Consider the following 13383-nt stretch of genomic DNA (forward strand, 5'->3'; position numbering starts at 1 on the left):
GGGAGGAGATATGGCCGCACGCAGTCTGCTGTTTGCCCTCATGGTCGTTTGGCTTTCCGCCGCCTGGGCAAGCGAACCCATCGTCATCAAGTTCAGCCACGTGGTGGCACCCAACACGCCCAAGGGCAAGGCGGCGGAGCGTTTCAAGCAGCTGGCGGAGGAACGCACCCAGGGGCGGGTGCGTGTCGAGGTCTATCCCAACAGCCAGCTCTACAAGGACCGGGAGGAGATGGAGGCCCTGCAGCTGGGAGCGGTGCAGATGCTCGCGCCTTCCCTGTCCAAGTTCGGTCCCCTGGGGGTGCGGGAGTTCGAGGTGTTCGACCTGCCCTATATCTTCCCCAACAAGGAAACGCTCTACCGCACCATGGATGGCGAGATCGGGAAAAAACTCTTCGCCAAACTGGAAAGCAAGGGGATCCTTGGGCTTGCCTACTGGGACAATGGCTTCAAGCAAATGAGCGCCAACCGCCCCCTGCGCACGCCTGACGACTTCAAGGGGCTGAAGATGCGCATCCAGTCATCCAAGGTGCTGGAAGCGCAGATGCGCGCGCTGGGGGCCAATCCCCAGGTGATGGCCTTCTCCGAGGTGTACACCGCCCTGCAGCAGGGGGTGGTGGATGGCACGGAAAATCCGGTTTCCAACTTCTACACGCAGAAAATGCACGAGGTGCAGAAGCACCTCACCATTTCCGATCACGGCTATCTCGGCTACGCGGTGATCGTCAACAAGCGTTTCTGGGAAGGCCTGCCCAAGGACATCCGCGCCACGCTTGAGCAAGCCATGAAGGAGGCCACCGCCTATGAGCGGGAGATCGCCCAGAAGGAGAACGACGATGCCCTCGCCAAGGTGAGGGCGGCGGGCACCACCGAAGTGTACGTCCTGCCCCTGGAGGGGCGGCTGACCTGGCACAAGGTTCTGCTGCCCGTGCACGAGCAGTTCATGGACGTCATCGGACGCGACATCGTCCAGGGCATCTACGCCATTGCGGCCCAGGTGGAAAAGGAAAAAGCGGCGAAGAAATAGCGGCGGATGTTCAACCGCATCCTCGACCGCCTGGAGGAGGGCCTGATCGCCAGCTTCATGGCGGCGGCCACGGTGATCATTTTCCTCGCCGTCCTGCACCGCTACTCCCTGGGTGTTTCCTGGTTGTGGCCCTACACCCACCGCCTGAGTTTCACCTGGGCGCAGGAACTCACCATCTATCTTTTCATCTGGATGGCGAAGTTCGGCGCCGCCTATGGCGTGCGCACCGGCATCCACGTGGGGGTGGACGTGCTGGTGCGCAGGCTTGATCCCCCGCGGCAACGCGTCTTGGTGCAGCTTTCGCTCGCCGCCGGCGCCTTCTTTACCTTCATCGTGGCGGCGCTGGGCTTGCGCTTCGTGCTTTTCATCCACGATTCGGGGCAGGTCTCGCCCGATCTCGGGCTGCCCATGTGGGTGGTCTATTCCGCCGTGCCCCTGGGCTCCGCCCTCATGTGCTACCGCTTCCTACAGGTGCTGGTGCACTACCGCCGCACCGGAAAGCAGCCCAGCCACAGCTACGGGATGGTGGAATGAGCGCATTTGTCATCTTCGCCATCCTCTTTGCGCTGCTTTTCACCGGCATGCCCATTTCCATCGCCCTGGGCCTGACCGTGCTGGCTTTTCTCGCCCTGGTATCCTCCCTGTCGCTCGAAACCATCGCCATCGTCTCGCAGAAGCTTTTCACCGGGCTCGACAATTTCGTGATCATGGCGATCCCCTTCTTCGTGCTCTCCGGAGCCTTGCTGTCGGCGGGCGGGGCGGCGCGTCGCATCATCCGCTTCGCCACCGCACTGGTGGGCTGGATGCCCGGTGGTCTGGCCATGGCGGCGGTGCTCTCCTGCGCCTTTTTTGCCGCCATATCGGGCTCCAGCCCGGCCACGGTGGTGGCCATTGGTTCCATCATGCTGCCAGCAATGGTGGAGCAGGGCTACAGCAAACGCTTTGCGGTGGGGGTGCTGGCCACCTCCGGCGGACTGGGCATCCTCATTCCGCCTTCCATCGTGCTCGTCATTTATGGCGTGTCCACCTCGGAGAGCATCGGCAAGCTCTTCATCGCCGGGATCGTTCCGGGCCTCGTCATGGCCCTGGCGTTGCTTGCCGTCACCTATGGCGTGGCGCGCTGGCATCGCTTTCCCACCCTGCCGCGCGCCAGTCTCAGGGAAATCGGCCAGGCCTTCCGCGAGGCGGCCTGGGGCCTGGGGCTCGCGGTGGTGGTCATCGGTGGCATCTACGGGGGATTGTTCACCCCCACCGAAGCGGCGGCGGTGAGTGCCGTCTATGCCTTTTTCGTCGCCGTCTTCGTCTACCGGGAACTGCCCCTGGCCAAGGTGCCGCGGGTACTCCTCGAGGCCGCCAACATGAGTGCCATGCTGCTTTACATCATCACCAATGCGATTCTCTTTTCCTTCCTCCTCACCACGGAAAACATTCCCCAGCAACTGGCCCAATGGATCATCGACCAGGGCCTCACCCCCTGGATGTTTCTCCTCTTCGTCAACGTGTTGCTCTTCTTCGCCGGCGATTTCATGGAACCCTCCTCCATCCTCCTCATCCTCGCGCCGCTCTTTTTGCCCGTGGCCATGAAGCTGGGCATCGATCCCATCCATCTGGGCATCATCATGACCATCAACATGGAGCTGGGGATGATCACGCCCCCGGTCGGGCTCAATCTCTACGTGGCGAGCGGCCTGGCGAAGATGGGACTCACCGAAGTGACGAAAGCGGCCGCGCCATGGATTCTGGTGGTGACCGCGGTATTGCTCCTCGTCACCTATGTACCGGAAATCAGCCTCTGGCTGCCCCATCTCCTCTACGGGCGGCCGTAAGGCGCTCCCGCAGCCGTTTCCGAGACAGGCCGCGCCGCTGCCGGGGAGAGAAAATCAGCGCTGCACGATCACCGCGCTGATGCCTTTTTCCTTCAGCCGGGCGAGGGCGGCCTCCGCCTCGGCCCGGGTCTTGAAGGGGGGCAGCATGACCCGGGTTTCCGTCTGCGCTTCGATCCCCGCGGCGCGCAGGCGCTCCACGAGCTGGAGCGCGTTCTGGGGGTTATTGAAGACACCGAACTGCACCACATAGCCTGCGGGCGGATGGGCAGGGGGCGGCGGCGTGGGCGCGGGCTCCGCCCTGACCAGGGGTTTCACCGCTTCCGCCGGTTTGGCGGGGGGCGGCGGCGCCAGGGGCTTGGCCACCACCTTCGGTGGCGGCGGGGCTTCCGCCGGTGCTTTACCTGCCGGCGCGGGAGGCGGTGGGGCGGCGGGTGTCTCGGGCGGCGGGGGGGCGGGTGCCGCTGCCGGCGCGGGCGCCTGCTCCGCTGCCGGCGCGGGAGTCTGCTCTGCTGGCTGCGCCTCGGGGGCGGGTGCTGCCGGCGGGGCCGGCTCTGCGGCGATGATGGGGGGCGGCGGCACGGTCTCGGCGGCGGGCCGCGTCACCGGCGGCGTCGGCTTGTAATGGGAAAGCCAGGTCAACACCCCGGCAGCCAGCCCGATGAGCAGCACCGCCACGATCAGCCGGCGGGTGGCGCGTTTCCTGATCTCCTCGCTGTCAACAGGCGGCTCGGCCATATTCCCCCCTCGTGGTTGTATTTGCGGGGGATGTTACCACTTCCGGGGAAAGCCGTTGGCGCGGCCTTCGCCTTGGCCTGGATGACCGCATCTTCATCTGCCGCCCTTTCGCCGCCCGGCCGAAAAAGGTATAGTTATCGCTTTGTTTTTTCTGGACTTCACGCGGAGGAAATTCATGGCCGTCGAACGCACCTTGTCGATCATCAAACCCGATGCCGTGGCCAAGAACGTGATCGGCAAGATTTATTCCCGTTTCGAGGAAAATGGTCTGAAAATCGTGGCGGCGCGCATGATGTGGCTGTCGCGGGCGCAAGCCGAAGGCTTCTACGCGGTGCACCGGGGCAAGCCGTTCTTCAACGATCTCATCGACTTCATGACCTCCGGGCCGGTCATGGTGCAGGTGCTGGAGGGGGAGAATGCCATCGCCAAAAACCGGGAGCTGATGGGCGCCACCGATCCGAAGAAGGCCGCGCCCGGAACCATCCGCGCCGACTTCGCTCAGAGCATCGATGCCAATGCGGTGCATGGCTCCGACGGGCCGGACACTGCCCGGGTGGAGATCGCCTATTTCTTCCCCGAGATGGAAGTGTTTTCCGGGCGCTGAAGTCCTGAGACGAAACCGCCTGCCGTGACCATCAACCTGCTCGATTACGATCTGCCGCAACTCACCCGCTACTTCGTGGAAACGCTGGGGGAGAAGCCCTTCCGCGCCCGCCAGGTGATGCGCTGGATACATCAGGCCGGTGAGCAGGACTTCGCGGCGATGACGGATCTTGCCCGCACGCTGCGGGAAAAGCTGGCGGCAGGGGCCGTCGTCATGCCCCCGCGCATCCTCGCCGAGCACCGCTCCGCCGATGGCACGGTGAAGTGGCTCATGGACACCGGCGGTGCCAATGCGGTGGAGACGGTGTTCATTCCGGAAGGGGATTGGCAGACGCATCTTCACGGGGCGGAGGAGGGCGCGGCCCCCGAGCTTGCGGCAGAGGGCCTGAAAGAGGCGGCCGGTGGCGCTCGGGAGGAGGCTGCCGCCGGCCGTTACCGGGGCACGCTGTGTGTGTCCACCCAGGTGGGCTGTGCCTTGGCCTGCACCTTCTGCGCCACGGGACGGCAGGGCTTCAACCGTAATCTGTCGGTGGCGGAAATCGTCGGCCAGTTGTGGCTCGCCCAGCGCGCCCTCAAGGGCTTAACCGGGGCAACGGGCTTGGCGCGACCCATCACCAACGTCGTGCTCATGGGCATGGGCGAGCCCCTCACCAACTTCGACAACGTGGTCACCAGCCTGCGGGTGATGCTGGACGACCATGCCTATGGCCTTTCCCGGCGACGGGTGACGGTGAGCACTTCGGGCATCGTGCCGGCCATGGACAGGCTGCGGGAAGCCTGTCCGGTGGCCCTGGCGGTGTCCCTGCACGCCCCCAACGATGCGCTGCGGGATGTCCTGGTGCCCATCAACCGCAAGTATCCGTTGCGGGAGCTGATGGCCGCCTGCGAGCGTTACCTCGCGGCGGCGCCGCGGGATTTCATCACCTTCGAGTATGTGATGCTGGCAGGGGTCAACGACACGCCCCAGCATGCGCGGGAGCTCATCGCCCTCACCCGCGACGTGCCCTGCAAGTTCAATCTCATTCCGTTCAATCCTTTCCGTGGCGCAGGCTACACGCGTTCCTCGCCCGAGGCCCAGCGCCGTTTCCGCGACATCCTGCAGGAAGCGGGTTTCGTGGTCACCACCCGCAAGACACGGGGCGATGACATCGCCGCCGCCTGTGGTCAGCTCGCGGGGCGGGTACAGGACAAAAGCCGGCGCCTGGCGCGCCTGGTGACGGGAGTGCACCCATGACGGGCAACAAGGGACGTATCCGGCGTTTCGTTTTTACCGCCCTGCTGGTCCTATTTGGCGGCGCCTGCGCCCAGCAGCCGGTGCAGAACCAGAGTCTGGGTCAGGAGGAGAGCCAGCGGCTGGAGGCGGCACGCGCCCATACCGAACTGGGGTCGGCCTATTATGGCAATGGCCAACTGGGCGTGGCGCTGGAGGAATTCACCATCGCCACTCAGATCTATCCCAAATACGCCCCCGCTTATTACATGCTGGGCTTGGTGCACATGGAGCTCAAGGAAGACCAGCAGGCGGAGGCGGCCTTTCGCCGCGCCATCGAGCTCGATCCCACGAGTTCGGAGGCATACAACAACTACGGCTGGTTTCTCTGCCAGCGCAATCGCATCGACGAGGCCATCCGACAGTTCACCCTCGCCCTGAAAAACCCCCGTTACGAGACACCGGAAAAGGCCTATGTCAATGCCGGCATCTGTTCCTTGAAGCGCAACGACGAGGCGGGGGCGATCGACTATCTGCAGCGTGCCCTGCAGGTGGCACCCACCCATCCCCTGGCCCTCTATCATCTGGCGGACATCCATTTCCGGCGTGGGGATGCGGCTACCGCCAAGAGTCTGCTTTTGCGCTACATGAAAGCCAATCCGCCCACGGCCGAGGCGCTGTGGCTTGGCGTGCGGGTGGAGAGGCGTCTGGGTGACCGTGAGACCGAGGCGAGCTACGCGCAGATGCTACGGCAACGCTTCCCGGAGGCACCGGAGACCCAGCTTCTCAAAGCCCAACGCTACGAATGAGGGAAGAGGACGCCATCGCCCCGGCCAACGCCGCCAAGAGCGTGGGGGAGATGCTGCGCGAGGCGAGGGAGCGCCGGCAGTGGTCGGCTGCGGACGTGGCGCGCCATTTGCGTTTCAGCCTGCGCCAGGTGGAGGCGCTGGAAGCCAACGATTTCGCCGCCCTCCCGGGCGATACCATCGTCCGCGGCTTCATCCGCAACTACGCGCGATTGCTGCAGATCGACGCCGCGCCCCTGCTTGCCGCCTATGAGGCGGCGCGTCCCCAGGAGGTGCAACCCGCTCCGGCCGTGCGCGGCGAGGGGATCGACATTTCTCCGCGGCCTTCGCGTCGTTGGCTCCTTCGTCTGCTTGTCCTGCTCGTGATCGTGATCGGGGTGCCCCTGGCCATCTATGCCTTGTTGCACGACGAGGGGGCGCTTTCACCCCGGCCGGCGGCCAAGCCGGCCCCGGCAGCGCAGGTGAAGCCTTTGCCGCTGCCAGCCGCGGAACCCGTGGCCCCCCTTAAGCCCGCGGCAAGCCCCGCGCAAGCCGCCACCGCGCCCGCCGCGGAAATGCCCAGCCTGCATTTCGTCTTCGACGAGGAGGCCTGGGTGGAGGTGCGCGACCGCAACGGGCGCAAACTGTTTTCGCGGCTTGGCCGCAAGGGCACGGAGGAGACCCTCACCGGTGAGGGGCCATTCAGCCTCGTGGTGGGGAATGCGGCCCATGTGCGTCTCACCTATAATGGCAAGCCTGTCGATCTGACCCCTTACATCAAGGTCAACGTGGCCCGCCTCACCCTGGAGTGACCATGTATTCCGTGCCCATCGTCCGCCGCAAAAGCCGCCGCATCATGGTCGGGTCCGTGCCCGTGGGCGGGGATGCGCCGATTTCGGTACAGACCATGACCAACACCGAAACCTGCGATGTGGAGGCAACGGTGGCCCAGATCGAACGCGCGGCCCAGGTGGGGGCTGACATCGTGCGCGTGTCGGTGCCCAGCCTGGAAGCCGCCGAGGCTTTCGGCCGGATCCGCAAACGCTCGCCGGTGCCCCTGGTGGCCGACATCCATTTCGATTACCGCATTGCCCTGCGGGTGGCGGAACTGGGCGCAGACTGCCTGCGCATCAACCCGGGCAATATTGGGCGGGAGGATCGCGTCCGAGCGGTGGTGCAATCGGCCAGGGACCATGGCATTCCCATCCGCATCGGCGTCAATGCCGGCTCCCTGGAAAAGGACCTGCAGAAGAAATACGGCGAACCGACGCCGCAGGCGCTGGTGGAATCCGCCCTGCGCCATGTCGACATCCTGGATAGCCTGGATTTCCAGGATTTCAAGGTGAGCGTGAAAGCCTCCGACGTCTTCATGGCGGTGGAGGCCTACCGCCTGCTCGCGCGGCAGATCGAGCAGCCCCTGCATCTGGGCATCACCGAGGCCGGCGGCTTGCGCACAGGCACGGTGAAGTCGGCCATCGGCATTGGCATGCTGCTCGCCGAGGGCATCGGCGATACCCTGCGTGTGTCCCTTGCCGCCGATCCGGTGGAGGAGGTGCGCGTGGGCTACGACATCCTGAAGAGTCTGCATTTGCGCAACAAGGGCGTGAACATCGTCGCCTGTCCCTCCTGCTCCCGCCAGGAGTTCGACGTCATCAAGACGGTGAACGAGTTGGAGGCCCGTCTGGAAGACGTGCTGGAGCCGCTCACGGTGGCGGTCATCGGTTGTTGCGTCAACGGCCCCGGGGAAGCCCGGGAGGCGGACATTGGTCTGGCCGGGGGGTCGCCGAGTCTCCTTTACGTGGATGGCAAACCTAGCCACAAGGTGGAGGCGGCTTCCCTGGTGGACGAACTGGAACGCCAGGTGCGCGCGCGGCTCGCCACGAAGGCCGCAGCCGGCCAGGGGCGCACCATCCCCATCAAAGTGGCGCGCTGATTCGGCGCCCTTTCATCAACGCCCGTCAGAGGCGGTATCCATCCAGAGGGGAAGGAAGGGGAGAAGTTTGTCCCCGCGAGGGGGAATTTTGCACAGGAAAAGGATCATGGCAGGCAATCTGGCTTGGAGTGGCGTGGAGGCGCTGCGGGAAAAACTTGCGCAGCATCCGGTGTACCAGCGGGTGCAGGATATGGCGGCTTTGCGGGTGTTCATGGAGCACCACGTCTATCCGGTTTGGGACTTCATGTCCCTGGTGAAATACCTGCAGGGGGTGGTGGCGCCCACCACGCTGCCCTGGGTGCCGCGAGGCGATGCGGCGGTGCGCCGTTTCATCAACGAGATCGTGCTGGAGGAGGAATCGGACGAAGGGGTGCCGGGGCAGGCGACGCCCTTCAATTACGCGAGCCACTTCGAACTTTACTGCGCGGCGATGGTGGAGGTGGGCGCCGATCCCGGACCCGTCCGCGCTTTCGTTAAGCATGCCGCGACAGACGGCATCGAAGCGGCCCTTAAAGCGCAACCGGTGCCGGAACCGGCGCGGGCGTTCATGGGCACCACCTTCGGCTTCATCGCCAGCGGCAAACCCCATGTGGTGGCAGCGGCCTTTTCCCTGGGGCGCGAGCATGTCATTCCCGGCATGTTCCGCGCCCTGCTCGCCCGCATGGGGGTGGACCGGGAGCAGGCGCCGGCCTTCCACTATTACCTGGAACGGCATATCCATCTGGACGAGGGGACCCACGCCCCCCTTGCCTTGCGGCTCCTGGAAAACCTCTGCGGCGGGGATGCGCAGCGCATCGCCGAAGCCGAAGCAGCGGCGAAGGAGGCCCTCACCGCGCGGCTTCGCTTCTGGGACGGGGTGCTCGCCGCCCTCACCCCACGCGCGGCGGCGGCGTGAATTGGGATAGAATTCCGCGTTTTCCATAAGGGTTACCATGGCAGGCAGCCTTCAAGCCGTCCGCGGGATGAATGACATCCTGCCGCAGGACATCCACGCATGGGAGTTCTTTGAGGACACCGTGCGCGACTGGCTGGCCTCCTACGGCTACCGGGGCATCCGCACGCCCATCGTGGAGCACACGGCCCTCTTCAAGCGCGCCATTGGCGAGGTCACCGACATCGTCGAGAAGGAGATGTACACCTTCGAGGACGCGCTGAACGGCGAAAGCCTCACCCTGCGCCCGGAAGGCACGGCCGCCTGCGTGCGCGCCGCATTGCAGCATGGTCTGCTCCTGCAGCCGCAACGATTGTGGTACATGGGGCCCATGTTCCGCCACGAACGACCCCAGCGGGGGCGCTATCGCCAGTTCCACCAGGTGGGCGTGGAGGCGCTGGGGTGGCCGGGGCCGGACATGGACGTCGAGCACATCGTGATGACCGCACGCCTGTGGCGGCGGTTGGGCATCCAGGTGGTGGAATTGCAGCTCAACACCCTGGGCACCAGCGAAGACCGGGCGCGCCATCGCAAAAAGCTCATCCATTATCTGGAGCGGCATCAGGACCAGCTCGATGAGGATGCCCGGCGCCGCCTCCATACCAATCCGCTACGCATTCTGGACAGCAAGAACCCGGCCATGCAGGCCCTCATTGCCGATGCCCCCAAGCTCCTCGACGACCTCGACGAGGTGTCGTTGCGCCACTTCGAGGGCGTGCAAAGCCTGCTGCGCGAGGCGGGGATTCCCTTCGTCATCAATCCCAGATTGGTACGCGGCCTGGATTACTACAACTTCACGGTATTCGAGTGGGTCACCGACCGTCTGGGCGCGCAGGGCACCATCTGTGCCGGGGGCCGCTACGATGGCCTGGTGGAACAGTTGGGTGGCAAACCCACGCCCGCCTGCGGCTTCGCCCTTGGGGTTGAGCGGGTGCTGGCGCTGCGGGAGGAGGAGGGGGGCCGGGTGGAGCCCCCGGTGCCCGACGCCTATGTCGTCCATGGGGGACGCGGTGTCGACAGCTATGCCCTGCGCGTGGCGGAAGGTCTGCGCGATGCGGGGCTGAAAGTGGTGCTCCATTGCGGTGGCGGCAGCTTCAAGGCGCAGATGAAGAAAGCCGATGCCAGTGGAGCGCGTTTTGCCGTCATTCTCGGTGAAGACGAGATGGCGCGCGGCGTGGCGCAGGTCAAGGCCCTGCGGGAGGTGGCGGAGCAAGTGGAGGCCACCCCCGACGAGCTGCCGGACCTTTTGCGGCACGCCTAGCCGGGAAAAAGGGATATGGCATTCGATCTGGAAGAACAGGAACAACTGGACGCCCTCAAGGCCTGGTGGAAGGCCCATGGGGCGAAAGTGGTGGTGGGCGTGCTCGTCTTCGCTGTCGCAGTGGCCGGCTACCGGGGGTGGACCTGGTACCTGGAGCGGCAACGGGCCGAAGCGGCGCAACTCTATTCAGCGCTGGAGCAGGCCTTCGTTGGCGGCGACACGAAGAAGGTGCGCGCCCTGGCCGGGGAGATCATGGAACGCTACCGGCGCACCCCCTATGCGGTGGATGCGGCGCTGCTCGTGGCCAAGGCCAATGTCCAGGGCGGCGATCGCAAGAGTGCGAAACAGCAGCTGCAATGGGTGATGGACCAGGCGCGGGACGACCAAAGCCGGGATCTCGCGCGCCTGAATCTCGCCGGCCTGCTCCTCGACGACAGGGAATACGAGGCGGCGCTCAAACTGTTGGAGGCACCGCACAATCCGGCCTTCGACGTCCTCTACCAGGAGCGGCGGGGGGATGTGCTCGCTGCCCAGGGCAAGAACGACGCGGCGCGTGCCGCCTATCGCGCCGCCCTCGAGCGTCTGGCGAAAGAGGCACCGGCGCGTGCCGTGCTGGAAATCAAGCTGGATGCGCTGGAGAGCCGGGGATGAGGTGGCAGGCCCGGCTGGCAGTCATCGGCTGCCTTTTGCTCAACCTGGCGGGCTGCGCCAGCGTGAGCGAACTGTGGGACGACTGGTTTGGCACGTCCGCGCGGCGGGATGTACCGACCCCCCTGTCGGAATTCAAACCGACGGTGCAGTTGAGCCTCAAGCAGGCGACGGTGGGTGCGGGCGGCAATGCCGTGCTGGTGCCGGGGGTGTGGCAGCAATCGGTGTTCGCCGCCTCGGCGGAAGGCCGCCTTGTCCGCTTCGACGCGACACTGGGCCGCGAGCTTTGGCGTCTGGAGCTCAAGGAGCGTCTGTCCGCCGGCGTGGGGGTGGGCCCTGCCGGGGTGGTGGTGGCCGGGCCCAAGGGCGATGTGCTCGCCTTCGATCATGGCGGGCGGCTATTGTGGCGCACGCGGGTGTCCAGCGAGGTGCTGGCCCCTCCCGCGGTGGGCACGGATACGGTTTATGTGCGCGCCCTGGATGGCCGCATCCACGCCCTCGATGCGGCCAGCGGCCAGCGCAAATGGTTCTACCAGCGCAATATTCCGGCGCTCACCGTGCGCAACACGGCCGGCCTGCTCCTCGACCGCAATGGTCTGTTCGCCGGCTTCGGCGGCGGCAAGCTGGTGGCCCTGGAGGCGGCAAGCGGGGCGGTGGCGTGGGAAGCGACGGTGGCGCAGCCACGCGGCGTGAGTGAGCTGGAGCGCATCGCCGATGTCACCAGCACGCCCGTCACCGATGGTCAGCTCATCTGTGCCGCAGCCTTCCAGGGGCGGGTGGCCTGTTTCGACATCAACACGGGCGCGCCCGCCTGGGGGCGGGAGATTTCCAGCTTCACCGGCATTGCCCTCGATGGCCGCAATCTGTACGTGAGCGAGACGAAGGGGGTCGTGCACGTCCTCGACAAGGGCAGTGGGGCGTCGGTGTGGAAGCAGGACAAACTCCTCCACCGCCAGTTGAGTGGGCCGGCGGTCCATCGCGGCTACGTGGTGGTGGGCGATCTCGCCGGCTATGTGCATTTCCTTTCCCGCGAGGATGGCAGCTTCGCCGCGCGGATTGCCACCGACGGCAGTCCCATCCGCGCCACACCCCAGGTGCTGCCCCAGGGCGTCCTGGTCCAGACCCTGAAGGGCGGGTTGTATCTCATCGGCCTCGACTGACGGCCTCCCATGAAACCCACCATCGTCCTCGTCGGCCGGCCCAATGTCGGCAAGTCCACCCTCTTCAACCGCCTCACCCGCTCCCAGGCCGCGCTCGTCGCCGACTGGCCGGGGCTTACCCGCGACCGCCATTACGGCCATGGCCGGGTGGGCGACAAACCTTATCTGGTGGTGGATACCGGTGGCTTCGAACCGGTGGCGACGGAGGGCATTCTCCACCAAATGGCGCGGCAGACGCTCTTGGCCGTGGATGAGGCGGACGCCATCGTTTTCCTCGTGGATGCGCGCCAGGGGCTCACCGGCCAGGACAAGACCATCGCCGACACCCTGCGCCGTTCGGGGCGGCCGGTGTATGTGGCGGTGAACAAGGCGGAGGGGATGGACCGGGCGGCGGTGGCGGCGGAATTCCATGAGCTGGGCCTGGGTGAACCCCTGCCCATCTCGGCGAGCCACGGCGATGGCGTGGCGGAGCTCATGGATATCGTGCTCGCGCCCTTCACCGAGGCGGAGGATGCCGGAGAGCGCGCGCCCGTGCTGCTGGTGACGCAGCGACTTCGCAGCGCCGCCGAAAAGAGCCTCTACGATCTCCGCGACAAGACGGTGCTCGACTTCTCGCCCGACGAGGTGACGGCGATCACGTTCACCAATGAGGGGCGGCGGGTGCGGCTGGTGCGAGAGAGCAAAGCGGAGGAAGGAGCTCAGCCAGGCTGGCGGCTGGTGGAGCCGTTTCGGGCCCGCGCGGACCGCGGCCTGGTCGAGCGGATGTTCAACCTCATCTCCTATCTGCGGGCGGAGGAGTTCGTCAGCGAGCGCCCAGAGCGGCTTCAGCAGTACGGGCTGGCCCCAGCGTGGGGGAGCGTGCGGTTTGAGTTCCCCGGCGGCCGATCGGAGACGCTTTTGTTCGGGCAGCAGATGGAAGTCGGCGCCACCACGCGCTACTTTGCCCGCCGCCCGGAGGGCGGTCCCATCTTCACGATCAACGACAACCTGCCGCGGGAGGCCCGACGTTTTGCGGGGGAGTGGCGGGACCGTCGCGTCACCGACTTCGTCCGAAGCGACGTGGAGCAGTTGCGGCTGATCTCGCCGCAGCGGGCAGTCGTTTGCGTGAAGGTAGGGAAGGACGGCGGCGTCCATTGGCGGCTGGCGGAGTATGCCGGACGGGTCGCCGAAGCGATGGACCTGGGCGCCGCCGCGCGGCTGCCGACGGCGCAGCTCGCCGACCGGGATCGGGTGGAGGAACTGCTGGGAAAGCTGGCGACCCTGGAGG

14 protein-coding genes are annotated in these 13383 nt (G+C 65.9%); 13 read left to right on the forward strand and 1 reads right to left on the reverse strand.

Annotated elements, in window-relative coordinates; genetic code table 11:
• Window positions 1–10 precede the first annotated feature (10 nt).
• Genes K6T56_10400 through K6T56_10410 form a run of 3 tightly spaced genes read left to right on the forward strand, consistent with a single transcriptional unit; the run spans window position 11 to window position 2850 of the window.
• Complete coding sequence (locus tag K6T56_10400; protein MCL6556760.1) at window positions 11–1024, forward strand: TRAP transporter substrate-binding protein; 1014 nt, start codon at window positions 11–13, stop codon at window positions 1022–1024.
• Between the two features lie 6 nt (window positions 1025–1030).
• Window positions 1031–1558, forward strand: coding sequence for a TRAP transporter small permease (locus tag K6T56_10405; GenBank protein ID MCL6556761.1), 528 nt, complete (start codon window positions 1031–1033; stop codon window positions 1556–1558).
• Window positions 1555–2850, forward strand: coding sequence for a TRAP transporter large permease subunit (locus K6T56_10410; GenBank protein ID MCL6556762.1), 1296 nt, complete (start codon window positions 1555–1557; stop codon window positions 2848–2850). The genes K6T56_10405 and K6T56_10410 overlap by 4 nt, the downstream gene beginning before the upstream one ends.
• 54 nt (window positions 2851–2904) lie before the next feature.
• On the opposite strand, the gene K6T56_10415 is transcribed toward K6T56_10410, so the two are convergent.
• On the reverse strand, window positions 2905–3585 hold the full coding sequence (locus tag K6T56_10415) for an SPOR domain-containing protein (GenBank protein MCL6556763.1): 681 nt from the start codon (window positions 3583–3585) through the stop codon (window positions 2905–2907).
• Window positions 3586–3760: 175 nt separating this feature from the next.
• Here K6T56_10415 and ndk point away from each other — a divergent pair, with 175 nt between their 5' ends.
• From ndk to K6T56_10465, 10 genes are all read left to right on the forward strand, one after another.
• Window positions 3761–4189: a nucleoside-diphosphate kinase gene (gene ndk / locus K6T56_10420; GenBank protein ID MCL6556764.1), complete on the forward strand. Its 429-nt coding sequence runs from the start codon at window positions 3761–3763 to the stop codon at window positions 4187–4189.
• 36 nt (window positions 4190–4225) lie between these two features.
• Window positions 4226–5422 (forward strand): 23S rRNA (adenine(2503)-C(2))-methyltransferase RlmN, encoded by a 1197-nt coding sequence (gene rlmN / locus K6T56_10425; GenBank protein ID MCL6556765.1) that lies wholly within the window; start codon window positions 4226–4228, stop codon window positions 5420–5422.
• Window positions 5419–6207 carry a type IV pilus biogenesis/stability protein PilW gene (pilW, locus tag K6T56_10430; GenBank protein ID MCL6556766.1) on the forward strand — a complete coding sequence of 263 codons (789 nt, stop codon included), beginning with the start codon at window positions 5419–5421 and terminating at the stop codon, window positions 6205–6207. The genes rlmN and pilW overlap by 4 nt, the downstream gene beginning before the upstream one ends.
• Window positions 6204–6995: a helix-turn-helix domain-containing protein gene (locus tag K6T56_10435; GenBank protein MCL6556767.1), complete on the forward strand. Its 792-nt coding sequence runs from the start codon at window positions 6204–6206 to the stop codon at window positions 6993–6995. Before pilW ends, K6T56_10435 begins: the two co-directional genes overlap by 4 nt.
• A 2-nt stretch (window positions 6996–6997) precedes the next feature.
• Complete coding sequence (gene ispG, locus K6T56_10440; GenBank protein MCL6556768.1) at window positions 6998–8116, forward strand: flavodoxin-dependent (E)-4-hydroxy-3-methylbut-2-enyl-diphosphate synthase; 1119 nt, start codon at window positions 6998–7000, stop codon at window positions 8114–8116.
• Window positions 8117–8222: 106 nt separating this feature from the next.
• Window positions 8223–9011, forward strand: coding sequence for a DUF3050 domain-containing protein (locus K6T56_10445; GenBank protein MCL6556769.1), 789 nt, complete (start codon window positions 8223–8225; stop codon window positions 9009–9011).
• A 37-nt stretch (window positions 9012–9048) separates the two neighbouring features.
• Complete coding sequence (gene hisS, locus K6T56_10450) at window positions 9049–10308, forward strand: histidine--tRNA ligase (GenBank protein MCL6556770.1); 1260 nt, start codon at window positions 9049–9051, stop codon at window positions 10306–10308.
• 15 nt (window positions 10309–10323) lie between these two features.
• Window positions 10324–10959, forward strand: coding sequence for a tetratricopeptide repeat protein (locus K6T56_10455; protein ID MCL6556771.1), 636 nt, complete (start codon window positions 10324–10326; stop codon window positions 10957–10959).
• Window positions 10956–12116 (forward strand): outer membrane protein assembly factor BamB, encoded by a 1161-nt coding sequence (gene bamB / locus K6T56_10460; GenBank protein ID MCL6556772.1) that lies wholly within the window; start codon window positions 10956–10958, stop codon window positions 12114–12116. The genes K6T56_10455 and bamB overlap by 4 nt, the downstream gene beginning before the upstream one ends.
• 9 nt (window positions 12117–12125) lie before the next feature.
• Window positions 12126–13383: 50S ribosome-binding GTPase (locus K6T56_10465; protein MCL6556773.1), on the forward strand; the 1258-nt coding region annotated here is incomplete at its 3' end.

The organism is Burkholderiales bacterium, from assembly GCA_023511995.1.
Classification (GTDB): Bacteria; Pseudomonadota; Gammaproteobacteria; order Burkholderiales; family Thiobacteraceae; genus Thiobacter.

Excerpts from the sequence above, each read along its gene's own strand:
- K6T56_10410 (MCL6556762.1), top strand. The coding sequence starts at position 1,555 with ATGAGCGCATTTGTCATCTTCGCCATCCTCTTTGCGCTGCTTTTCACC.
- bamB (MCL6556772.1), top strand. The coding sequence starts at position 10,956 with ATGAGGTGGCAGGCCCGGCTGGCAGTCATCGGCTGCCTTTTGCTCAAC.
- K6T56_10435 (MCL6556767.1), top strand. The coding sequence starts at position 6,204 with ATGAGGGAAGAGGACGCCATCGCCCCGGCCAACGCCGCCAAGAGCGTG.
- K6T56_10415 (MCL6556763.1), bottom strand. The coding sequence starts at position 3,585 with ATGGCCGAGCCGCCTGTTGACAGCGAGGAGATCAGGAAACGCGCCACC.
- ispG (MCL6556768.1), top strand. The coding sequence starts at position 6,998 with ATGTATTCCGTGCCCATCGTCCGCCGCAAAAGCCGCCGCATCATGGTC.
- K6T56_10405 (MCL6556761.1), top strand. The coding sequence starts at position 1,031 with ATGTTCAACCGCATCCTCGACCGCCTGGAGGAGGGCCTGATCGCCAGC.
- K6T56_10455 (MCL6556771.1), top strand. The coding sequence starts at position 10,324 with ATGGCATTCGATCTGGAAGAACAGGAACAACTGGACGCCCTCAAGGCC.
- hisS (MCL6556770.1), top strand. The coding sequence starts at position 9,049 with ATGGCAGGCAGCCTTCAAGCCGTCCGCGGGATGAATGACATCCTGCCG.
- K6T56_10400 (MCL6556760.1), top strand. The coding sequence starts at position 11 with ATGGCCGCACGCAGTCTGCTGTTTGCCCTCATGGTCGTTTGGCTTTCC.
- pilW (MCL6556766.1), top strand. The coding sequence starts at position 5,419 with ATGACGGGCAACAAGGGACGTATCCGGCGTTTCGTTTTTACCGCCCTG.
- ndk (MCL6556764.1), top strand. The coding sequence starts at position 3,761 with ATGGCCGTCGAACGCACCTTGTCGATCATCAAACCCGATGCCGTGGCC.
- K6T56_10445 (MCL6556769.1), top strand. The coding sequence starts at position 8,223 with ATGGCAGGCAATCTGGCTTGGAGTGGCGTGGAGGCGCTGCGGGAAAAA.